Source organism: Desulfocastanea catecholica (genome assembly GCF_054657295.1).
In genome coordinates this window covers 58,929-81,530 of the sequence record NZ_BAAHYZ010000002.1, presented here as the reverse complement: position 1 = coordinate 81,530, position 22,602 = coordinate 58,929, and the positions used below count along the sequence as shown (strand labels likewise).

Annotated in this window: 20 protein-coding genes; 9 read left to right on the top strand and 11 right to left on the bottom strand. The window is 54.2% G+C overall.

Features of this window, described 5'->3' with window-relative positions:
* Positions 1 to 42: 42 nt before the first annotated feature.
* The 4 genes from ACYQ8U_RS02040 to upp all read right to left on the bottom strand — a co-directional run bounded on the left by ACYQ8U_RS02040 (position 43) and on the right by upp (position 4,893).
* Positions 43 to 750 carry a DUF2293 domain-containing protein gene (locus tag ACYQ8U_RS02040; protein ID WP_459943846.1) on the bottom strand — a complete coding sequence of 236 codons (708 nt, stop codon included), beginning with the start codon at positions 748 to 750 and terminating at the stop codon, positions 43 to 45.
* Between the two features lie 129 nt (positions 751 to 879).
* A complete protein-coding gene (locus ACYQ8U_RS02035; protein ID WP_459943845.1) occupies positions 880 to 2,769 on the bottom strand; it encodes a transketolase C-terminal domain-containing protein in 1,890 nt (629 codons plus the stop codon).
* 12 nt (positions 2,770 to 2,781) lie between these two features.
* Positions 2,782 to 4,098 carry a uracil-xanthine permease family protein gene (locus tag ACYQ8U_RS02030; RefSeq protein WP_459943844.1) on the bottom strand — a complete coding sequence of 439 codons (1,317 nt, stop codon included), beginning with the start codon at positions 4,096 to 4,098 and terminating at the stop codon, positions 2,782 to 2,784.
* A 168-nt stretch (positions 4,099 to 4,266) separates the two neighbouring features.
* On the bottom strand, positions 4,267 to 4,893 hold the full coding sequence (upp, locus tag ACYQ8U_RS02025; RefSeq protein WP_459943843.1) for a uracil phosphoribosyltransferase: 627 nt from the start codon (positions 4,891 to 4,893) through the stop codon (positions 4,267 to 4,269).
* A gap of 486 nt (positions 4,894 to 5,379) precedes the next feature.
* Here upp and ACYQ8U_RS02020 point away from each other — a divergent pair, with 486 nt between their 5' ends.
* Positions 5,380 to 5,847 (top strand): CBS domain-containing protein, encoded by a 468-nt coding sequence (locus tag ACYQ8U_RS02020; protein WP_459943842.1) that lies wholly within the window; start codon positions 5,380 to 5,382, stop codon positions 5,845 to 5,847.
* A 71-nt stretch (positions 5,848 to 5,918) separates the two neighbouring features.
* Here ACYQ8U_RS02020 and ACYQ8U_RS02015 read toward each other — a convergent pair whose 3' ends face one another.
* From ACYQ8U_RS02015 to ACYQ8U_RS01995, 5 genes are all read right to left on the bottom strand, one after another.
* Positions 5,919 to 6,263: a VOC family protein gene (locus ACYQ8U_RS02015; protein WP_459943841.1), complete on the bottom strand. Its 345-nt coding sequence runs from the start codon at positions 6,261 to 6,263 to the stop codon at positions 5,919 to 5,921.
* Complete coding sequence (locus ACYQ8U_RS02010) at positions 6,215 to 6,577, bottom strand: DUF1428 domain-containing protein (protein WP_459943840.1); 363 nt, start codon at positions 6,575 to 6,577, stop codon at positions 6,215 to 6,217. The genes ACYQ8U_RS02015 and ACYQ8U_RS02010 overlap by 49 nt, the downstream gene beginning before the upstream one ends.
* Positions 6,578 to 6,797: 220 nt before the next feature.
* Positions 6,798 to 7,370 (bottom strand): class I SAM-dependent methyltransferase, encoded by a 573-nt coding sequence (locus tag ACYQ8U_RS02005; protein ID WP_459943839.1) that lies wholly within the window; start codon positions 7,368 to 7,370, stop codon positions 6,798 to 6,800.
* 52 nt (positions 7,371 to 7,422) lie between these two features.
* Positions 7,423 to 7,587 carry a LiaI-LiaF-like domain-containing protein gene (locus tag ACYQ8U_RS02000; RefSeq protein ID WP_459943838.1) on the bottom strand — a complete coding sequence of 55 codons (165 nt, stop codon included), beginning with the start codon at positions 7,585 to 7,587 and terminating at the stop codon, positions 7,423 to 7,425.
* Between the two features lie 260 nt (positions 7,588 to 7,847).
* Positions 7,848 to 8,750, bottom strand: a complete 903-nt coding sequence (locus ACYQ8U_RS01995; RefSeq protein ID WP_459943837.1) for a DMT family transporter — start codon at positions 8,748 to 8,750, stop codon at positions 7,848 to 7,850.
* Between the two features lie 368 nt (positions 8,751 to 9,118).
* Here ACYQ8U_RS01995 and glpD point away from each other — a divergent pair, with 368 nt between their 5' ends.
* The 5 genes from glpD to ACYQ8U_RS01970 all read left to right on the top strand — a co-directional run bounded on the left by glpD (position 9,119) and on the right by ACYQ8U_RS01970 (position 15,917).
* The gene (gene glpD, locus ACYQ8U_RS01990) at positions 9,119 to 10,684 is read left to right on the top strand and encodes a glycerol-3-phosphate dehydrogenase (RefSeq protein ID WP_459943836.1); all 1,566 of its coding nucleotides are present in this window, start codon (positions 9,119 to 9,121) and stop codon (positions 10,682 to 10,684) included.
* Positions 10,685 to 10,694: 10 nt separating this feature from the next.
* On the top strand, positions 10,695 to 12,182 hold the full coding sequence (gene glpK, locus ACYQ8U_RS01985) for a glycerol kinase GlpK (RefSeq protein WP_459943835.1): 1,488 nt from the start codon (positions 10,695 to 10,697) through the stop codon (positions 12,180 to 12,182).
* A gap of 159 nt (positions 12,183 to 12,341) precedes the next feature.
* Positions 12,342 to 12,503, top strand: a complete 162-nt coding sequence (locus ACYQ8U_RS01980) for a hypothetical protein (protein WP_459943834.1) — start codon at positions 12,342 to 12,344, stop codon at positions 12,501 to 12,503.
* A gap of 325 nt (positions 12,504 to 12,828) precedes the next feature.
* Positions 12,829 to 14,484 (top strand): hydantoinase/oxoprolinase family protein, encoded by a 1,656-nt coding sequence (locus tag ACYQ8U_RS01975; RefSeq protein ID WP_459943833.1) that lies wholly within the window; start codon positions 12,829 to 12,831, stop codon positions 14,482 to 14,484.
* A gap of 113 nt (positions 14,485 to 14,597) precedes the next feature.
* Positions 14,598 to 15,917: a histone deacetylase family protein gene (locus tag ACYQ8U_RS01970; RefSeq protein WP_459943832.1), complete on the top strand. Its 1,320-nt coding sequence runs from the start codon at positions 14,598 to 14,600 to the stop codon at positions 15,915 to 15,917.
* Between the two features lie 20 nt (positions 15,918 to 15,937).
* Here ACYQ8U_RS01970 and ACYQ8U_RS01965 read toward each other — a convergent pair whose 3' ends face one another.
* Complete coding sequence (locus tag ACYQ8U_RS01965) at positions 15,938 to 16,111, bottom strand: hypothetical protein (protein WP_459943831.1); 174 nt, start codon at positions 16,109 to 16,111, stop codon at positions 15,938 to 15,940.
* Between the two features lie 165 nt (positions 16,112 to 16,276).
* Between ACYQ8U_RS01965 and ACYQ8U_RS01960 the strand changes: the two genes are divergently transcribed.
* The 3 genes from ACYQ8U_RS01960 (at position 16,277) to ACYQ8U_RS01950 (ending at position 20,820) form a co-directional block, all read left to right on the top strand.
* Positions 16,277 to 17,563: a 3-deoxy-D-manno-octulosonic acid transferase gene (locus ACYQ8U_RS01960; protein WP_459943830.1), complete on the top strand. Its 1,287-nt coding sequence runs from the start codon at positions 16,277 to 16,279 to the stop codon at positions 17,561 to 17,563.
* A gap of 1 nt (position 17,564) precedes the next feature.
* Positions 17,565 to 18,317 (top strand): 3-deoxy-manno-octulosonate cytidylyltransferase, encoded by a 753-nt coding sequence (kdsB, locus tag ACYQ8U_RS01955; protein ID WP_459943829.1) that lies wholly within the window; start codon positions 17,565 to 17,567, stop codon positions 18,315 to 18,317.
* 130 nt (positions 18,318 to 18,447) lie between these two features.
* Positions 18,448 to 20,820 carry a heavy metal translocating P-type ATPase gene (locus tag ACYQ8U_RS01950; RefSeq protein ID WP_459943828.1) on the top strand — a complete coding sequence of 791 codons (2,373 nt, stop codon included), beginning with the start codon at positions 18,448 to 18,450 and terminating at the stop codon, positions 20,818 to 20,820.
* A gap of 26 nt (positions 20,821 to 20,846) precedes the next feature.
* Here the strand turns inward: ACYQ8U_RS01950 and ade are convergent, their stop codons facing one another.
* The gene (gene ade / locus ACYQ8U_RS01945) at positions 20,847 to 22,586 is read right to left on the bottom strand and encodes an adenine deaminase (RefSeq protein WP_459943827.1); all 1,740 of its coding nucleotides are present in this window, start codon (positions 22,584 to 22,586) and stop codon (positions 20,847 to 20,849) included.
* Positions 22,587 to 22,602: the final 16 nt, after the last annotated feature.

The following is a 22,602-nucleotide window of genomic DNA, read 5'->3' as shown; positions in this document are numbered from 1 at the left end:
CGGATGATTGCCATTTCCCATGGCAATCATCCGTGTTGCCCATTAAGGAAAATCCGTCGACCGAGGCAGCTCCTTCTCATCCGTCAGTGCCTTGCGCAGAGGACAGGACAAAGGGATATCCGCCCCCTGGCGATAGCGTTGCAGGAGTTCGATGGATTGCCAGGCCAGCTCTCTGCGCACCTGGCGTCTTTCTCCCTTCACCCGGGCAATGGCCATATGATCATAGCCGGTGGTCTGGTGGCGCATCCAGGCAATGACCGCACTGCGCGCCCTATCCTCCAGAGGAATGCGCTCAGTCCGCGCTACCGTGCCGCTGCCGACCGGGGTGGCCAGCTCGGTGACCGCTCGTGCCAATCGTGCCGCCAGTGACGCATGGCGCGGATGAAACCTCAGAAAATCGAGTACTTCGGTATAAAAATTCTCGGCGTAGGCCTGTTGTTTTTTTTCTCTTCGGACCAGCGCCTTCCGTCGTATTTGTGCATAACCAGGTGCGGAACGTTTCTGCTCCAGCTCCTCTCTGGCAGCGAGAATATGGGCTTCTTTGGCCCAGATGCCCTTGGAGATAAACCTCTTTTTAAACTTTACCTGGACGACCCAGGTAGGCCCCTTCGCTTTGACTATCTTGGTCAGCGGGCCGTCTCCCGGCGGGAGCAGTGCCCAATCCGCCGGCACAGCCAGCTGTTCTCCGGCATCGGTCAGGACACTTCGGTCCGTTCGACCCGGACCGACAATACGATTTTGTTGCGGCATAGCTGGTGTCTCTTATCTGCTGTTCTTTTCTATGGCTGCGAGAACGAGAACGGCCCGCCTCCTTCTTTCGGGAAACGGGCCTGAACGACTTGAAAACCGGTGCTTCTTCCTGTCAGAAGCGGTACGGCTTCAACGATGCACGGAGAGAATTTTCTTTTTGATATCTTCGACCGCCAGACCCTGATGCGGCAGCTGTTCGGCTATGCCGCCATGGCCTATTTTGTGGGTGCCCATGAACGAGTACCGAGGAGCCAGTCCTCTTTCCAGCAGCCAGGTGCCATAGCGTATGCCAAGACCGGTCTTGGTATTCTGACTCTCGACCACCAGCACAAAAGGACTGCTGCCGACCTTGGTCAGCATGTCGTCATCGATGACATTCAAGGTCGGTTTATTGATCAGCCCAACATTCAGGCCTTGGGTTCTCAGCTGCAAAACAGCATCGAGACACCTGTAGGTCATTTCGCCATAGGTAACGACATACCCATCGCTGCCTTCTCGAATAACCTCGTCCTTGCCGGGCTGAAAAACATAACCATCACCAAAGATTTTTCCCCCCTGATCATCGAGCAGCATAGGCGTGGCGGAACGGGTGGAAAAAACAAACCGCAACCCTTGATCATGAAAGATTTTCTTCAGCATCGCCCGCAGCTGCAGGACATCCGCCGGGAAATAAAGCCTCGTGACATCGCCTTCGGCAACCGCGTTATCAGCAAAGAAATTATTGATGCCGAAATGGCAGGTATTATCGGCCATATCGTCAATGCCGGAATGGGAAAAATGGGCGAGGACGTTGGCATTATTGAGCCGGGCCATGGTAATTTCGGAAACGACCATTTCCAGAAAAGCGGCAAAGGTGCCGAATATTCCCTGACGGCCCACTTCGGAGCCAAAACCCGCGGCGACCGAATAGTTATTGCGCTCCATGATCCCCCCGTGCACATAGACCTCGGGGTGGTTCTTGCGGATATGGTGCAGGCCGCAGGACCCCTCGAGATCGGAGTCGATCACCAATACCTTGCTGGCCGGATTGTCCATGTCATCAAGGAGTTCAGACACTACCTTGCCGAAATCGTCACGCACCTTGCCCATTTCCGCAGTACTGCCCAGGTAGGTGATTTTCTCTTTTACCACCGGGAAGTTCTGCAGCATCTCGACGGCTGCGGTCTGTCCCTTTTCGGTGAGATAGTCAACCGCCAGCTTGACCGCGATGACATCATGGCCCTTGGGCGAACCCTCAATACCGGCAACACCTATTGCCATGAGCCGTTTGTTGATGAGGGCGACCGGGCCGTCGGCAACCAGTGCCTTCTGAATGCGGCCAAAGAGCGCGTCGATGTCTTCCCCGTCACCGACATTGGCGACAAGCCCATGCCCTTCAAGGGTTTTCGCGACATCATAGCCCTGCATATACTGGCTTGGATGGCCGGCAATGGTGACATTGTTGTCATCGATGAGGAGTTTGACCTTCAGGTTTCTCGACACCGCATAGCGGGCCGCCTCGGCATTATCGCCCTCCATCTGCGAACCGTCACTGCCGAACATGACAACGGTCTTGCCGGTATCGGCCTCGGCAACCCCGTTAACGTAGCTCCATAAATGACCAAGCCGTCCCGAAGAGAAGAAAACGCCATTTTTTTCATCGCGCTCAGGATGACCATAGTAGCCTTTATCATATTCCCGGTAATGCAGCAGCGATTCCGGCTTTTGATAGCCATTGAGCACCGCCATCATGTACTGAATCGCCACGCGGTGTCCCGCCTCATCGAAATAGACCGGATGGATCGTGTCAGAGCCTTTCATGAAGCCATCAATAATCAATAATTCCGGAACGATATCAAACGCTCCACCGGTATGACCGCCAAGCCCTTTGACGTTGGCCAGGGCGGTAAAAAACACCAGGCTGTCACGAACAATGGCAATGTTACCGAGCAGCGTCTTCCGCTGCTCTTCACTGAGCTGCTCCTGGTTCAGAGCATATTTCTGTGCAACGTACTTACTTAAATCTATTGGGAAATCCATTACTGCCTCCAGTTAAATTCTTTCCTTGGGTAATATTATATTCAGAACCAGCCCCATAATTCCGGCCAGACCGATTTTTTCGATGGCAAAAGAACCTGCGGTGAATTTCATACCGCCGATACCGCAGACCAGAATCACCGCAACAATGATCAGGTTCCTCGGTGTGGTCAGATCCTGACCGGACCGCACCAGGGTATTGATACCGACTACGGTAATCATGCCAAAGAGCAGGATCATAATTCCGCCCATGACCGGCGAGGGAATAGTCGCCAGCATGGCGCCGATCTTCCCGACAAAAGAAAGAAGAATAGCGGTGAGCGCGGCCCAGGTCATGATGGCCGGGTTATAGGCCTTGGTAAGGGCCACCGCTCCGCTCACCTCCGAATAGGTGGTGTTCGGCGGGCCGCCAAGCATTGAGGCGATGGACGTGGCAATACCGTCGCCGAGCATGGTGTTTTCAATCCCTGGATCCCTGACATAATCTTTGCCGGTGATGGAACCAACAGCCAGCACATCACCAAAATGTTCAATGGCCGGGGCAATCGCTACCGGCACAATGAACAGGATTGCCTCCCATTTCCACTCGGGAAGCACAAAGGCCGGCATGAGCAGCCAGGCTTTTTCAGCAATCGGCGTAAAAACAATAAGGGCCGGGGCGGTCCAGTTCTGCAGGCTGCCTGGATCAAAAGCGGCCTGAAAGGAAGCGGAATATCCGGTAACATCAAGGGCCAGGGACGTCAGGTACCCGGCACAGATACCGCTTAAGATCGGGACAAGCCGGAACCATCCTTTGCCGAGCAAGGCTACAAGCACAGTAGTTAGCAGAGAAACACCCGAGATAATCATCGCCGTCTTACCCGGCACAAGCCACGCCGAACCATCGCCCGTTCGGCCCATGGCCATATGCACAGCGACCGGCGCCAGTACCAGACCGATAACCATAATAACCGGTCCGGTAACCACTGCCGGCAGGTATTTATGCAAAATTCCGGCGCCAAAGTAGCGGATGGCAAAACTCATCAGCACATACAGCAGACCGGCTGCCGTCAGCCCACACATTGTCGCCGGAATGCCCCAGGTCTGTACGCCGTAAATAATCGGGGCGATAAAGGCAAAAGACGAGGCGAGAAAGACCGGAACTTTCCCCCTGGTGATCACCTGAAAAACCAACGTGCCGATACCGGCGGTAAACAGGGCGACATTTGCATCAAGCCCGGTCAAAATAGGGACGAGCACCAGAGCTCCGAAAGCGACAAACAGCATCTGGGCCCCCAGAAGACTGTCGGCGAAGCGGAACTGATAGGTAGTATTTGGTGGTACTTCAGACATTACAACGACCTCCTTAACACATTATTTCTCATATTTTTTGTACGCCGCGTAGGCTTGGTCACCAGCCTGTTCTTCCTGGAGGCCTGTCCTAAAAACTCTTTTTCTACTTTGTCGTTGCAATCTCTCTCAAAAAAAAAGTCATTACAGAAACTGTAATGACTCTCGGCTCTATTTCGTGCCGAAGATCTTATCACCGGCATCCCCTAGTCCCGGCAGGATATAGCCGACCTCGTTGAGTCGCTCGTCAACGGCAGCGACATAGATGTCCACGTCGGGATGGGCCTCGGTTATTCTTTTTAATCCCTCGGGAGCGGCGACAAGAAAAAGACCTTTAATCGTCTGGCAGCCGGCCTTTTTCAAGGTTTCAATGGTGGCCATCAGGGTCCCGCCGGTGGCCAGCATGGGATCGAGGATCAACGCCACCCGTTCGTTGATATCGTTTGCCGTTTTGACATAGTATTCCACCGGCTGCAGGGTTTCTTCATTGCGATAATAGCCGACCACACTGACCTTGGCTGAAGGAATGAGATCGATGACACCGGCCATCATGCCAAGACCCGCCCGGAGGATGGGCACAATAGTTATTTTCTTGCCTTTAAGTGAATCGACCTCGACGGGTCCGGCCCATCCTTGTATGGTTTTTCTCTGGGTCTGCAGATCTTTTGTTGCCTCATAGGTAAGGAGACGGGCAACTTCCGACGAGAGGTCGCGGAAATCCTTTGTGGAAATATCATGTTGACGCATAAGACCCAGCTTATGCTTGATGAGCGGGTGATCCGCGACATGTACGGCCATAATTTTCTCCTCGGCATGATTAAATAGATACAACATGGCTTCGGCTGTTATCCGCAGTGCAGAAGCCTCTTGTCTTTTCAGGAAGTGCCACTTTCGGGGAGCAAATTTTCCACGCACATGCTGTTAAAATCTGCTTATTTTCAGTGAAACCTACGTGACCTCCTGTTTTAAGAAAATCTGGAAAAAAAGCAAGCAATTTTCCCTGCATCTTACCACCGGAATCTGTGCCTAAGGTACTATACCATGGAAAAAATTGGCATTTCCGCCAGGAGGTGAAATATCCCTCGCCCTCTCCTGGGAAAAAACCATATTTACATTAGTTTTGTTTGTTTTTATCATAAGATACATTGATCGACGGTGTGCTTCCATGGTAGAGTGTAACAACCAGTCACCTTGGCCGCATCGTAAATGAATTCCTGAGGAGGAACACCCCGGCACGAATCGATGGACAAGAAACAGCCGATGATTACCTGAAAAGGAGGGACGATGAAAGTTAAAGACCTTATGGAACCAATTAAAAACTGGCTGCTCCCGGACATGACCCTGCGTCAAGCGATCCAGGTTATGAAGTCAACCAAACGCGGTCACGGCTTACCGGTAAACGGCATTGTCGTGCTTGATGGCGCCATGAATCTCGTTGGTATGGTTTCCACCATAGATATCATGCGCATCCTCATTCCTTCACATATCTACTTTGACGACCGCTATGATCCCATTTCGTGGGAATCTCTTCGTAAGGAAAAGACCATTGCCATTCAATCGACCAACGTCAGCGCCATCATGACGGAAGATGTCCGGGTTATCTCCGCCGAAGAAAGCCTCCTGCGCTGCGCCGATATGCTGCTAACCGAGCAGATACGACGCCTGCCGGTGACCCGAAGCGACGGCAAGGTGGTGGGGATTATCTATCTACGCGACGTCTACAACGCCATGACCGAGCTGCTGCTCAACTAGAAGCTCTGCCACCTCGAATGTCAGCGTATTCGGGGTTAAGTTCCTTCTGCCGGCACTCTTTCGGGCAAGGGCTATTGGTAGGCCTGCTGTAGGGTTTCAAAGTCGATCGTGTTCCTCTGCATCGGCGCCTTCATGACCCTTGCCGATCTTTCCGTGTCACTGTCCTGCTTACTCCCACTCACTCCCGCCGGGACAAGCTGCCGGGATACGCCGTACCAGCCGGTCAACCAGGCACATCGGCTTTTTTCTCCACCTTCGGAAAGTTTGGGCCAGAACTGGTCTATTTCGGACTGGGCGGTGCAGTTGACGATGAAAGAGATGGCGGGAGTAGTGTGTGATACTGGTGATTTTTGCGTTTTTAAGGGTGCTACATCTGAACCAGCTTTTTGAACCCCCCGTAAACCATCCGTTTGCAATCAAAGGGTTCGGAATCCTGTGCACAAATCTCTTTTATTCGCGGATCGGCCATTACCGCGGCATTGACCTTATCGCGATGTTCACGTGACTCGAAAACGATCCAGGAGAAAACGACGGTTTCCCCTTCACCTGCATCGGCGGCTTTTTTGAACGACACCATATTGCTCACATCGAGGTCGTCTCCATAACACTCCCAGTATTCCAGGGCACCGTGTTCTTTCCAGATCGCGCCAGCTCCTTCGGCGATGCGTTTGTATTGGTCCAGCTTATCTTTCGGTAAGGGAATAACAAATCCGTCTATATATCTTTCCATGGCAGACCTCTCTTGGTTTACTGTCGGATGGAAGAGATGAATGGTAGTTGCTGCCTCCCCATCCGCCTTCATTTCAGGCTAAGGAACGATGCCTTAGCCTGTTGTTGCTCAATAGTCGTTTTCAATGCGGCTATGGGTCCATTAGTCTCTGAATGAAAAATAACCATCCTCCACGGGAGATGGAATACGATAGAGGAATTCTTTGCCGGGGTCGATGAATCTATTTCTTTTCGGCAACGACCAGGAAATGTTTCGGCATATCATCAAAAATATGCACCTTGTGAAATGCAGCGCTCACCAATTGTTCCTTGACCTGTTCCGGTGAATATCTGATATGCAGAGGAGGTCCCTCGGACATTTCTTCCTTTTTCCAATCGACGATAAAGAGTACCCCGTTCTTTTTCAGGATCCTGAAGGCTTCTTCCACTATCGTCTGCGGCTTATCCAGCTCATGGTGCAGATTTATCATAGAGACCAGGTCGGCAATGTTGTCTTCAAGAGGAACAGCGCTCTCCGCCATCTCCAGCGGGATGATATCGGGATACTGCGGACATATATTCGCGGTCATCCATTCGATCATGATAGCGGATGTGTCACAGGCATATATTTTTCCATTTTTCAAATACTTCAGGAAAGGCACACTGAAAAAACCGGTACCGGCACCTATATCGACAAACACTTCCGGCGCAGGCCGTTTAATTTTACTCCAGATGTATTCAACCGGGATATCCACCAGCCTCTGCGGATTATTAAGTTTATGCAGTTTTTTTGGATCAAATTTTTTCTCGTTCATGTCCCTTTCCATGGTGATTTTTTTTTTGCTCTTCCGATGATATCAATGTACTTCAGCGAGAACCGCGAAGTTGTATGATTCCAACCAACACGAGAAGCAAGGGCCACCATTGCTTCAACAGCATCTTCAGCTGCCCCAGGGGAAGGATATTGAGATTGGAGAGAAGGAGCAGTATTCCTAGAATGATGAGGAGAATTGGGCCGGTGTTTTTACGCATTATAATTTCTGTTTAATGGTTTTAAACTTGTAAAAAGTCGGGTTACAAGATGGCTAAGTAAAAAGCTTCATATTGGAGGCGTGCAATTTTTCTATCATTTCGGCGTACTACAGTACGTCGTAATGATAGAAAAATTGTAACAACGAACAAGATGAGGAGTTTTTACGACGCCATCATAGTTGAATATCAAATAAACAGCATGCCCCGACTGTCAAGCCTTTCAAGCCTGCTGGGCAAGGAAGGGAAACGAGTGCTGCAGGTTAGCTGAGCGGACGGGGCCTGCCCAGCCGGGTCATCGGCAGGAGTTCGACGGCGAGGATGCTGCCGAGAATGAGTACCCCGCCGGACAGCTGCAGCGGTGATAACCGCTCTCCGAGGAAGAACATGCCGCAGATGGCGGCGAAGACGGTTTCCGAGCTGAGGATGATGGCCGCATCGGCCGCCGGGGTGTACCGTTGTCCGACCACCTGCAGGGTAAAGGCCATGCCCACGGAAAAAATGCCGACATAACAGATGCCCCATCCGGCACCGGCTATCTGGCCGACACTCGGCGACTCAATGAAAAAGCCAAGCAGAAGACCAAGGCAACCGCTCACCAGAAACTGGGCAGAGGCAACAACCAGGGGAGCCCGGGTCTGCGAGGCGAGAATGCCGACCAGCATGACATGGGTGGCCCAGAAAATCGTGCTTGAAATTATCCACAAGTCGCCGACCACCAGATCAACCTCTTGGGCGCCACTCAATATATAGGTGCCGATAAAACAGCTGATAGCCGCCGGCCAGATAACAAAATGGACTTTTCTCTGCAAGAAAATTAATCCAAGCACCGGCACCAGGGGGACATAGAGGGCGGTCAGGAAGCCCGAATTGGTTACCGTCGTGCGCAGAATTCCATGCTGCTGCAGGGCCGCGGCGATAAAGAGTACTGAACCGGTGGCAAGTATTCCTGACCAGTCCGACGCTTGAAACTTCCGTTCTTCCCGCTCGACCCGCAGGAACTGCCGGACGGCAAAAGGCAGCACAACCAGGGCGCCGACAAGAAATCGGGCGCCGGTAAAGGTGATGGTACCCAGTTCTCCGGTACCAATCTGCTGCACCACGAAACTGCTGCCCCAGATCATTGCCGCCAGGGTCAACAGGAGATTTGCCTGTAATCGATTCATCACTCACCAAAACAAAGAGTACCAATCCCGACATCGACCGCCGACATCACGCGGTTTTCACTTCCGGCTCACGACAAGAGTTATGCGTCGGCAGTATACAGACAAAGCGATATTTTTCAAGTTCGCTGGCATCTTCGCGGCGAAGCCCCTCACTTTTCCCCTGTCATTTTTTCAATGTTCCTTTTCAGCATTTCATTCCCAGCCTTTCCTTCCCACCTTTTCTTTCAAATGAAAGACAAATTGACTTTTCTCAACATCTTATTTCGGTTAATTCATAGTTTCCCTTGCGTTCGAAAGTATTTATCACCACACTTGAAAGAAACCCGAGGAAGGAGTAACCCTCCTTAACCTCCTGCCAGGTCCCGGTTATGAAGACTCCCGTTTTCGATGTAGCGATTATTGGCGGCGGCATCAATGGCTGCGGTATTGCGCGTGACGCTGCCGGACGGGGGCTTGCGGTATTTCTCTGTGAAAAGGATGATCTGGCCGGCGGCACGTCGTCGCGTTCGACGAAACTGATTCACGGCGGTCTGCGCTATCTGGAATATTACCAATTCCGCCTGGTGCGTGAAGCCCTGCGTGAACGAGAAGTCCTGCTCCAGGCCGCACCGCATATCATCTGGCCGCTGCGCTTTATCCTGCCCCATCATCGAGGCCTGCGCCCCGCATGGCTGATACGCCTCGGTTTATTTCTTTACGATCATATCGGCGGCAGAAAGCTCCTCCCCGGCACGAGCAGCATCAATCTCCGCACCGATGTTGCAGGACACGTCCTCAAAAAAGACTTTAGCAGGGGTTTTGAATACTCCGACTGCTGGGTAATGGACAGCCGCCTGGTCGTCCTCAACGCCATGGATGCCAGGGTGAAGGGTGCGGAGATCAGGACCCGCTGCCGCTTACGCGCGGCCACGCGAAGCGGCAAGACCTGGCAATTGACGCTCTTTGACGAACTCGCCAAGAAAGAATTTCCGATCGAGGCCAGAGTACTCATTAACGCCTCGGGCCCGTGGCTTGACGAACTGCAGAGCCATATCACCCACTCGGCGACCAGAGAACATATCCGCATGGTGCAGGGCAGCCATATCATTGTCCGTCAACTGTTTGATCATGGACGGGCCTATATTTTTCAAAACGGTGACGGTCGAATCATCTTCGCCATCCCCTACGAAGGGCAATTCACCCTGATCGGCACCACCGACCGCGATTTTCATGGCGATCCGGACACAGTGCACATTTCCCCGGAAGAGACCGACTATCTGTGTAAGGCGGCATCGGAATATTTTCTCCACCAGATTGTCAAGGAGGATGTGGTCGGCAGCTTTTCCGGTATCCGTCCTCTTTTTGATGACGGCAAAAGTGAAGCGAAAGCCGCCACCCGCGATTATGTGCTGAAACTCGATACCGGCCAAAACGAAGCCCCGCTGCTGTCCATCTATGGCGGCAAGATTACCACCTACCGTAAACTTGCCGAATCGGTGCTGGATAAGCTTCCCCCCTTTCTGCCGGGAATGGGCAGAAAATGGACGGAACCGTGTCCTCTTCCCGGCGGGGATTTTCGCCCGGGCGACTTCGACCTCGAGGTGAAAAAACTCTCGGGCCGGTGTCCGGTGCTGCACCGGCAACTCGCCACCCGTCTCTTTAGAACCTACGGCACCAGGGCCTCTACCATGACCGACAAGATCAAGGAGAAGAGTGATCTGGGGCCACATTTCGGCCATGATCTGTATGGTTTTGAGGTCGATTATCTTCTCGCTGAAGAATGGGCCGGATGTGCGGCAGACATCCTCTGGCGGCGCACCAAATCAGGCCTGTTCCTGTCTGCAGCGGAAACCGAAACCCTCGATGGCTATATCAAAAAGAAAGTATCGGCAGAAACTCATTCAGGGCGAATGCAGAGCGAAAGTTCAGGGAAAGAATTTTTTGAAGATACCTAGGAGATCCGCCATGGCAACGTACATCCTCGCAATCGATCAGGGGACCACCTCCAGCAGAGCGATTATTTTTAATGAGGCGCTCGAAATAGTTGCTGTTGCCCAGCAGGCGTTCGAACAGTTTTTCCCCCAATCGGGATGGGTAGAACACGATCCCGAGGAGATCTGGAGCACGACGCTGGCCACCTGCCGAAAGGCGCTGGAAAAATCGGCTCTCCTGGCCACCGACATCGCCGCGATCGGCATCACCAACCAGCGGGAAACCACCATCCTCTGGGATAAAGATACCGGTATACCGATTCACAAGGCCATCGTCTGGCAGGATAGAAGAACGTCTGACTATTGCAGTCAATTGCACGAGCAAGGGCATGATCCGATGATCACCGCCAAAACCGGGCTGCTGCTCGATTCCTATTTTTCCGGCACCAAAATTAAATGGCTCCTCGATAATGTCCCCGGGGCCAGGGAAAAGGCCTTGAGCGGTTCGCTCCGCTTCGGCACCGTCGATAGTTTTTTACTCTGGCGTCTCACCGGCAGCAAAGAACACAGCACCGATGCCACCAACGCCTCGCGCACCATGCTGTACAATATCCATGACAACTGCTGGGATAGTGACATCCTCGAGCTGCTGGATATTCCGGCCGCGCTTCTGCCCGAGGTGAAGGATTGCTCGGCCGACTTCGGCCTGACTGATCCGGCACTTCTCGGCGCAGCCATCCCCATCGGCGGCATCGCCGGGGATCAACAGGCGGCTCTGGTCGGCCAGGCCTGTTTTCAGCCGGGCATGATCAAATCCACCTACGGCACCGGCTGCTTCGTCGTGCTGAACACCGGCGAGCAGGCGGTCCAGTCGACCAACCGGCTGCTGACCACCATCGGGTATCGTTTGAACAGTAAAAACACCTATGCCCTGGAAGGTTCGATCTTTGTCGCCGGGGCAGCGGTGCAATGGATGCGTGACGCCATGGGACTGATCGAATCCGCCTCGGAAACTGGCAAACTTGCCCGCCAGGCGGACATCAATCAGGATGTCTATCTGGTCCCGGCCTTTACCGGCCTGGGCGCGCCGCACTGGGACGGCGACGCCCGAGGGGCTATTTTCGGCATCACCCGGGCCACCGGCCCCGCCGAACTGTCCAAGGCGGCGCTGGAATCGGTCTGTTTTCAGACCCGCGACCTGCTCGAGGCCATGCGCGGCGACTGGCGGAACATGGGCGAGACGGTGCTGCGCGTCGACGGCGGCATGGTCGCCTCCAACTACACCATGCAGTTTCTCGCCGATATCCTTAACGCCCCGGTCGATCGACCGGTCGTCCTGGAGACCACTGCCCTTGGCGCCGCCTATCTGGCCGGACTGCAGAGGGGTATTTTCCCGCCACCGGAACAGTTCAGCAGCACATGGAAGCGCGATAGACGTTTTACTCCGGCTCTTGATGAAGACATTCGTATCCGTAAATACAACGGCTGGAAGGATGCCGTGCGGCGCACCTTGACGAAATAAGCAGCCTTTCAGGCAACCTACGATTACAACACAACTTTAACCCGTAATACCGGCAGTCTTCTTGATCGAGCGTATTTCCCCGAAGTGATGGCTGGAAAAATATACCTGCCATCAACTTCAAAGAGAAAGCCCTGAAACTGCTACCGAAAGGGGCAAGTTTTGAATCCTGTTAAACCTGCGGACTCGGCTCCCTCCGGCTGTCCTGCCTCCGGCATCGAGAACATGGACCCGAGAAAATTCATTCGCATGGCCATGCTCGGCATGGAGGTGGAATTCAAGCTGGCAAGCCTGATTATGCCTGTCACTCGGCTCCCTCGGTGAGAATGAACAAACCAATCTCAGGCCGGATCTCCTGGCGCTGATTGCCTGACGAGTGTACTGCCAAGGGCTCGACGGACCATTTTCTTCTGCCGAAACAGGCCGCTTTCTTGACTGTTTGATCATGACATAACGCACGATCTGCGCTTTCTTTTCGTCAGCCGGACTATTGTTTTCGACAAATAGTCCTTGACCGCCTCCCGGCTTCTTTGTAATCATATCATCTGGACATACTTTCAGGAACCGTTTCTGGTAACGGAATGATTACCGACACTTGACCTCCTCGTTTTTATTCCGGTTACCTCTACCTTTACCTCGGATGAACGGGATGATCATTGGCTTAGATGTAGGCGGCACCCATACCGACGTCATTCTGCTGCACGGCAGGCAACTTGTCCGCGAAGTCAAGATTGCCACCGATGCGGACAATCTTTTTCAAACCCTGCTCGACGGTCTCAGTGCGGTAATCGAGGGCATTGACCCCAAATCCATTCGACGGGCGGTCCTCAGCACCACATTGGCCACCAATCTCGTTGCCCAGGAGAAACTCCCCGACGTCGGCATGGTCGTCGCCAGTGGTCCGGGCATCGACCCCCGCCACTTTCGTACCAACCCTTTCTACTATACGGTCGATGGCGCACAGGATCATCGCGGCCGGGAAATACAACCCCTTGACGACAAACAGGTGCAGTCCATCGGCGAGGACCTCAAACGCCGGGGGATACGCTATGCCGGGGTGGTGTCGAAGTTTTCGGTGCGCAATCCGGCGCAGGAGGAAAAGATGGCTGCACTGCTGCAACCCTATGTCGAGCAGGTCTTCATGGGCCACCTTTCTTCCGGCAACCTCAATTTCCCCCGTCGCATCGCCACCACCTACCTGAACTGCGCTGTCTATCCTGTGCATAAAATGTTTTTCGAGGCCATGCAAAAAGCGCTGACCCAGAAAGGGTTGACGGTACCCATCCGCATCCTCAGACCCGACGGCGGCAACATGAATATCGAATCGTCGCTAAACCACCCGGCACAGACCATTCTGTCCGGACCGTCGGCCAGTGTCATGGGCGCCATCTCCTCGGCTCCGGCCCAGGGCACCTGTCTGGTGCTGGATATCGGCGGCACGACCACCGACATGGCGGTATTGATCGACGGGGATCCCCTGCTTGCGCCCCTCGGCATCGAGGTCTCGCACTATAAGACCCTGATTCGGGCCCTGCTCACCCAGTCCATCGCCATCGGGGGCGACAGCACGGTCCGGGTCCGGGACGGCAAACTGACCATCGGTCCGGACCGGAGCGGCAGGGCCATGGCCTACGGCGGTTCGGCACCGACCCCGACAGATGCCTTTCATGTACTCGGCAAAGGCGACAGTGGTGATGTGGCCAAATCCAGGGCCGGCCTTGAACCAGTCGCCCTGGCTCTCGGGCTGAGCCTTGAGCAGACTGCTGAATTAATATTTACCACTGCCTGTCGCACTATCCTCGACAGCGCAGCGCAGATGATCGACACCATCAACAGCAAGCCGGTCTACACCGTACACGAACTCTGGGAAGGCAGCCGAATCCACCCCAGCCACATATTGGTTCTCGGCGGTCCTGCCCCGCAGTTTGCCGACCAGCTGCAGACTATGTTTGACGGCACGGTGCAGGTCGTCCCCAATTATCAGGTGGCCAATGCCATCGGCTGCGCCCTGGCCCGGACAACCTCTGAAGTTATCCTGTTCGCCGATACTGCCCTCGGCCGGGCTTCCTCTCCCAGCGAGGGCTTCAGCAAGGCGATATCCGCCGGTTTTAACCTGGGCAACGCCCGAGACCTGGCCGACGAACTCCTGCGAAAAAAGGCCCTCCGGCGTGGAGCCAACCTCGAGGATATCGAAACGGAGGTTCTTGAGGAAAGTCAGTTCAACATGATCCGCGGCTTTCAAACTATCGGCAAGAACATTCGGGTCCGCATGCAGCTGAAACCTGGTCTTATTAGAAAAGAATGATGACTTACATGATGAATCGCCCTATGCAGCGGCATGGGCACTGCGCCTCGCATTAACCAGACCGACCAAGACAGTACTGAACGAAAAACTCTCAATAACCAGGAACCAGCACTATGCTACAAGCCAAGAAAAAAACAGGCCTGGTCTTCTTTCCGGCCTTTGACTGGGCCATCTCCCCCGCTCACCCGGAGCGAGAAGAACGGCTCCTCTATACCCAGGATCAGGTGTTTGAAGAGGGACTGCTGGATATAGACGGTATTTTCGAGTTCAAGCCGGATCTGGTAACCATAAACGATGTGCAGAGGGTGCACTTCTGTGTTCCCGATCCCTGGGCGGTGATGACTGAATCCCATTTTATCAGCGCCGGCGGCGCCAAGACCATCGGCATGGCGGTGATGGACGGCACCGTAGAGCGCGGTTTTGCTCTGGTCCGCCCACCCGGCCACCATGCCTGCCGCGTTGTCCATGGCACCCGCGGTTTCTGCAACGTCAATATCGAAGCGATCATGATCGAGTATCTGCGCCGGGCTTACGGCGTGGAGCGAGTGGCGATTGTCGATACCGACTGCCACCACGGCGACGGCACCCAGGACATCTACTGGCATGACCCCAATACCTTGTTTATTTCCATGCATCAGGATGGCCGGACCCTCTATCCCGGTACCGGCTTTCTCCAGGAAATGGGCGGCCCCAATGCCATCGGCACCACCATCAACATCCCCCTGCCGCCAAATACCTCAGATGAAGGCTATCTCTATGCGACCAGGGAAATTGTCCTGCCGATCCTTGCCGACTTCAAACCCCAGCTGATCATCAATTCGGCCGGTCAGGACAATCATTACTCCGACCCAATCACCAACATGAACATCTCCGCCCAAGGATACGCAGCACTGACCACTCTGCTCCAAGCGGATATCGCCGTACTCGAAGGCGGTTACGCCATCGAAGGGGCACTGCCTTACATCAACACCGGTATTATCCTGGCGATGGCCGGACTGGACTATGACCGCCTGAAGGAACCGGACTTTAATGCCGATCGCTACCGACAGAGCAGGGAAATCACCGAACATATCGAACTGCTTGGAGAAAAGGTTCTGAAAATCTGGCATCAGCGGGAGCAGCTTACTGAACTGGCCCGCGCCAAGAGTTACCCGGACCAGCGCAACCGAAATATCTACTATGATCAGGACGGGATCCATGAACGACAGAAAGAGATGATCCGCATCTGTGATGACTGTGGCGGTGCGCTGAGAATAGAATCGACAGCCGGCCAGCCAAAACCGATCCTGGCCGTCCATATTCCGGTCAACGCCTGTCCGGCCTGCCTGGACCAGGGCCATCAGTGGTATGACACCGCCGACCGTGATGAATTTGCCAATATTTTTCTGCAGGACCGGACGACGGATCGATATCTTTCAGTGCGTAAAAAATAACAGCGGCAGAGCCTCTTTGCTCAAGGCCAGGCGAGCAGATTTCGAATATCTTCACGCTTTTCCTGCATGGTGCCGATGGACGTCATGACGGTTTCGATGCTATCCGGAGTCATCATACCACGCCGAAGGATCTCGCTGGTCTTATGTTTGCATCTGTTTTCAGCGCTCTCGTAAAATTCGACCATCTTTTTCATCTCCACCACTCCGATATGTTCAGGTTACACAGCGGCGCGTACGGAAAATATCATTGAAATGATTGCCTGAACACGGTAGCATCGCCAAATTGTAATATACAGTATTGTTGAAGTGCTTGTGCACCATGAGCGATTGCTCCCTGAATCCTTTGAAGCGTTTTCCTGTTGATACATATATTGCTTGCTCTCTACAATCTTGCCTGGCGCCTGGCCCTGCCATTTTTGCAACGCTCCCCGCGGATGGGACTCGGCTGGCGACAGCGAACCCTGCAGGACCTGACAGAAGGCCCGTTTGACCTGTGGATCCAGGCGGCATCCGGCGGCGAATCAATGCTCACCACCATGATTCTGGATAGCCTCGTCACCTCCCTGCCAAAGAATAAACAATGGCGCGTTCTGGCCACCTCCGGGACCAAACAGGGCATCGACAGCCTGATGAAAGGGCGGAAAAACCTGCCCTCGGACAACAACATTTTCGACATCACTGTCGCCTACTTTCCCTTTGACGCCCCATATCTCATGGAGAAGGCCTTTCGCCGCTTCACTCCAAAACTGGCGATTATCCTGGAAACCGAGCTCTGGCCGGCCTTTCTGATCCAGGCAAAAAGGAACAATGTCCCGGTTCTGCTGGTTAACGGCAGGATGTCGGTGAAGAGTTTCGCCTCGTATAAATATTTCAGCAGATTTTTTCATAAATATGGTCCGGAAAAAGTCCTGGCCATCTCCCCGACTGATGCTGAACGCTTTGCCCGGATAGTCGGTCCGGAAAAAGTCAGCCTGATAAACAACATCAAATTTGATCGGATAGAACCGGTGCAGGACGTGCCCGAAAACAATCCCATCGCCCTTCTTTTGCCCAAGGACAGTCCCTTCCTGCTGCTTGGCTCCATCCGCAAAGAAGAAGAACATAAAATTCTTCAGGCGATCGTGCACCTTCTCGCCACGCGCCCCAAAAGTACCATCGGTCTCTTTCCCAAGCATATCGAGCGGGCGGATCACTGGCTTCAGCTGCTGAAAAGAGAAAATATTTTTGCCGTGAAACGCTCGGAAATCGACGTTCGCCAGTCTCCCGGATCGGTTATTGTCTGGGACGTCTTTGGTGAACTTGCCGGGGCCTATGCGCTGGCCGATGCAACTTTTGTCGGCGGCTCCCTGGAAAATTTGGGTGGCCAGAATTTTCTTGAACCGTTAGTATTCGGACGCAAACCGATCATCGGTCCCTATTGGAAAAATTTTGCCTGGGTTGGCCGGGAAATCATTGATTGCGAACTGGTGCAGGAGGTAGCTGACGAGAAAGAGCTGGTAAGCTGCCTGCTCAGGGCAATCGACACCGATCTTTCTAAAGACGCAGTGATAAAAGAGGTTCAGGCTTTTTTTGAACCGCGTAAAGGGGGCACACACCAGGTGTGTCAGCAGATTATCGATTCATTGGCTGTTCTGGAACAAAAATAGTATGCACACTTTACCACCTTGTTACGGCATTATTCCGGCGAGATATCAATCCCACCGTTTCCCCGGAAAACCCCTGGCCGATATTCTCGGCAAGCCGATGTTCTACTGGGTTTACGAACGTGCGGCCAGCTGCCCGCTGCTGCAAAAAGTCTGCCTGGCCACCGACGACCAGCGCATTTATGATGCGGCGAGAAATCTGCATGTGCCGGTGGTCATGACCGACCCCGGCCATCCCAGCGGTTCGGACAGAATCATGGAGGCGGCGGAGATTCTCGGCCTGGAAGACGAGGCGGTGGTGGTCAACATCCAGGGCGACGAACCGGCTCTCGACCCGGAAATGCTGCGAAAACTGGTCGAACCCTTTGTTGATTCGAACATTCAGGTTACCACCCTGGCCCGGTTGATCGATGCCAAACAGGCAGAAAATACCGATCGAGTGAAAGTTGTCCGCTCGGCAAAAGGCTTTGCCCTCTATTTTTCCAGAGCAAAAATACCCCACATCCGTGATATCGACCAGACCGATACCGATTACCTGCTGCATATCGGGTTATACGCCTACCGGCTTGCCGCCCTGAAGACCTTTACCTCTCTCCCGCCAAGCCCTCTGGAACAGATAGAAAAATTAGAACAACTCCGCTTTCTTGAAGCCGGTATCAGCATCTACGTCGTGCTGACCGACTACCTTGGCTTTGGGGTCGACCGACCGGAAGATCTCCAATTGATCACCCATCAGCTCCAGGACAACCAAAGGTAAAGGTAACTTCGATCATAGTCCCGCAACCCATCATCTCCGGATCTGATTTCCATCGAATTGACATAGCCCCGAAAATACCTAGAGTTGATTATGGTTATGACGGAAATACAACCGTATGGAGGTGGGACGCATGATAGACGCTCAACACCGGCACCAGACACAGAACGAACATTCTCACGGGCAGAAGATGAGCTTTACCGACCCTGTGTGCGGCATGTCAACCGACCGGGAGGATGAGTTCAGCCGTTTTGACCACGATGGCAAAGCCTACTATTTCTGCAGTGCACATTGCCTGACTCAATTCAAAAGCAATCCCGGCAGATTTCTGGCGAAAGAGGTCGATATCCCGGCTGCGGCAAAAGAGGAAAAATCGGTTCCGGGCAAGCAGTATACCTGCCCGATGCATCCGGAAATTCTCCGGGATAGGCCTGGCAGCTGTCCCAAATGCGGCATGGCCCTTGAACCACGCACGGTCAGTCTTGAAGAGGAGGAAAATCCCGAGTACGACTCCATGCGCAGACGATTCATCTTCGCGGCGATTCTTTCCGTGCCGTTGATGGTCATTGCCATGCGGGGCATGCTGCCGGGCGGCGCTCTCCTCGAAAACCAGGCCTCGCCCCGGACTCTCGGCTGGCTGGAGCTGATACTGGCGACGCCGGTGGTGCTCTGGGCTGGCTGGGTTTTTCATGTGCGGGCCGGGCAATCGCTGCTCAACCGAAGCCTCAACATGTTCACCCTGATCGGCCTGGGGGTGTCCGTTGCCTATCTCTACAGCCTGGTCGCCGTCTTTTTTCCGGAGATCTTTCCGGCTGCCATGCGCGGCCATGATGGCACCGTAGAGGTGTATTTCGAGGCGGCGGCGATGATCGTCACCTTGATTCTGCTTGGTCAGGTCTTGGAACTGCGGGCCCGCAGCCAGACCGGCGCGGCGATCAAGGCTCTTCTGGGCTTGGCCCCGAAAACGGCGCGAAAGATCAATGAAGACGGCAGCGAGGTCGATATAGCCCTGGAACAGGTCGAGGTCGGCGACCTCCTCAGGATCCGCCCGGGCGAAAAGGTGCCGGTGGACGGAAAGGTCGTCGACGGCACCAGCTCGGTGGACGAATCGATGATCTCCGGTGAGCCGATCCCGGTCAAAAAACAGCAGGATGACAAGGTGATCGGCGCCACGGTCAACAGTACCGGCTCGCTCACCATGCGGGCCGAAAAGGTGGGAAGCGACACACTGCTCGCCCAGATTGTCCAGATGGTCGCTGAGGCCCAGCGCTCACGGGCGCCGATCCAGAAACTGGCCGACATCGTCTCCGGCTATTTTGTGCCGGTGGTGATCGCTATCGCCCTGGTCGCCTTTGGCATCTGGTATTATTTCGGCCCGGACCCGCGCCTGGCCCATGCGCTGATTGCGGCGATATCGGTGCTGATCATCGCCTGCCCGTGTGCCCTGGGACTCGCCACCCCGCTGTCCATCATGGTGGCCACCGGCAAGGGCGCGACCATGGGAGTGTTGTTCAAAAACGCCGAGGCCATTGAAACCATGCGCAAGGTCACCACCCTGGTGGTGGACAAGACCGGCACCCTGACCCTCGGCAAGCCGAAGTTGACCGAGGTGGTGACGGCAGACGACATGACCGAGGAAAGGCTCCTGCTGCTTTCGGCAAGCCTGGAAAAGGCCAGTGAACACCCCCTGGCTGCGGCCATCGTCGCAGGAGCAGGGGAGCGGCAGGTTGCGGCGGTCGATGCCGTTGATTTCGATTCACATACCGGCAAGGGCGTCTCCGGCACCGTCGAGGGCGTCAAGGTCCTCCTCGGCAATCAGAGATTGATGGAGGATTTTGGCGTTGACACCGCAGCGCTGGCCAATCGTGCCGAAGAGATGCGCAAGGAGGCGCAAACGGTTATGTTCGTTGCCGCCGACGGCAACCTCGCCGGCTTGCTGGCTGTATCCGATCCGATCAAGGAAAGCACACCGATCGCCATCCGTCAGTTGCACGAGGAAGGATTGCAGGTGGTGATGCTGACCGGCGATAACTGGGCCACGGCCAAGGCCGTAGCCGCAAGACTGGCAATCGACGAGGTGGTGGCCGAGGTGCTGCCCGATCAAAAGGCGGCGATCGTGAAAAAATTCCAGGACGAAGGCCGCATTGTCGCCATGGCCGGCGACGGCATCAACGACGCGCCGGCCCTGGCCCAGGCCCAGGTAGGCATCGCCATGGGCACCGGCACCGACGTGGCCATGGAATCGGCCGGCGTTACCCTGGTCAAGGGCGATCTGACCGGTATAGTCCGGGCCAGGAAACTGTCCAGGGCGACGATGGCCAATATCAAGCAGAACCTCTTCTTCGCCTTTTTCTATAACTCGCTGGGCGTGCCGGTGGCGGCCGGACTGCTCTTTCCCTTCCTGGGCATCCTGCTGTCGCCGATGATTGCGGCTGCGGCCATGAGTCTCTCCTCCGTCTCGGTAATCGGCAATGCCCTCCGCTTACGGCAAATAAAGATTTCCTGAGGTGGATCTGAAATACCCCGGATTTCTCAAGCGTTTGATAAGACGGTCTCCACCAACTGAAAACTTTCAACATCGACCAACCCCAAATCAGTCAGCTTTAATTCTGGAATGACCGGTAGAGAAAGAAAGGCCAGGGTCATAAACGGATCGACCGTCTGACTCATTCCCAGACTATGTGCCCGCTCGTGCAACTCACCAAGTGTTGCAGCAACCGCCTCAGCGTCTTGATCAGACATGAGGCCGGCAATCGGTAATGCAAGCTTGCCGATCACCTGCTCTCCATCCACCAGGCAGAGACCACCACCCATTTCTGCACAGGTCAAAAGGGCAAGATTCATTTCTTCATCGCTCATACCCACGACCACCAGGTTGTGCGAATCATGGGCCACCGTCGAAGCGATGGCCCCTTTTTTCAAACCCAGTCCCTCAACGAATCCAACGCCCACGTTCCCTGTCTCGTGATGCCGCTCGAGCACCGCCAGCTTGCCAATTCCTTGGCTCGGGTCTCTGTGCACAAGTCCATCCCTCACCGGAAGTTCTCTTATCAAGCCGGACGTGACCAGTGAATGCCCCTGAACGCCAATCACCCGAACGCGGGCGACATGAGATGACTCTGTTTCCTTATTGGCAAACACTCTGAGTTTTGTTGGCGACCATGTCCCGAGATGTACGCTCCCGGTGAGTCCCTGGTTGCCAAGACGCTGAAACCGTGGGCGTTCTCCTCTTTTGCTTTGTCTTTCACCTCGCCAGTAAACTTCGTCAATATTGAACTGGTCAAGGTCGTTTAAAATAACAAAATCCGCTTGATACCCAGGAGCCACTGCGCCCAAACGGGGGAGTCCGATGGCCCGCGCCGCATTAATCGTTGCCATTTGAATCACCTGTATTGGATCCATTCCTGCCCCAATCGCCAGGCGGACAAGATGATCAATACTCCCGTCCTGAAGCAGGTCAATGGTATGACGGTCATCGGTGACCAGCAGGCATTGTCCCGAATTTCCAGCAGTGACCGCCGGCAGAAGATCCAAGAGATTTTTAGCAGCGCTCCCTTCGCGAAGCATCACATGAAAACCCCGTCGTAGACGTTCTCTGACCTCTTCCATCGTAGAACACTCATGTTCAGTGTGAATTCCCGCGAGAAAATACGCATTCAGATCCTGCGGAGATATTCCGGGAGCATGTCCATCAAAGAAGGAAACCGGGAGCTCTAACTTTTCCACCATCCCCGGCTTTGCTTGTATGACTCCCTGGAAATCCATAACCTCTCCTAATCCGATCACCTTGGGATGAGCAATAAATGCAGCTAAGTCTTTCGCCCCCAAGCGAGCCCCGGAGGTCTCTAAATCTGTTGCCGGAACGCAGGAAGGAAGGGCAACAAAGGTATTAAAGGGTAACTTCTCCACGCTGTCGAGAATATACTGAATTCCTTTACTGCCAAAGACGTTGGCTATTTCATGAGGATCAACAACAGCCGTAGTAACGCCGTGAGAAAGAAGAACCGAACAAAATTCTTCCGGACAGAGATGCGAGCTTTCAATATGGACATGTCCGTCAATCAGCCCGGGAACAACAAAGTTCCCACACAAATCAACTTCCTTCTCCGCATCCGGGAAAGATCCAATCCCGACGAAGTATCCTTGATGAATTCCTATGTCCGTTTCATGGATTTCTGCCGAGAAAACATTAACCAACCTGGCGTTTCTCAGAACCAAATCAATTGTAACAAGCCCCCGAGCCTCATCCATCCTCTGCTTAAAACTCGACATACCTCTCCCTCCCTAA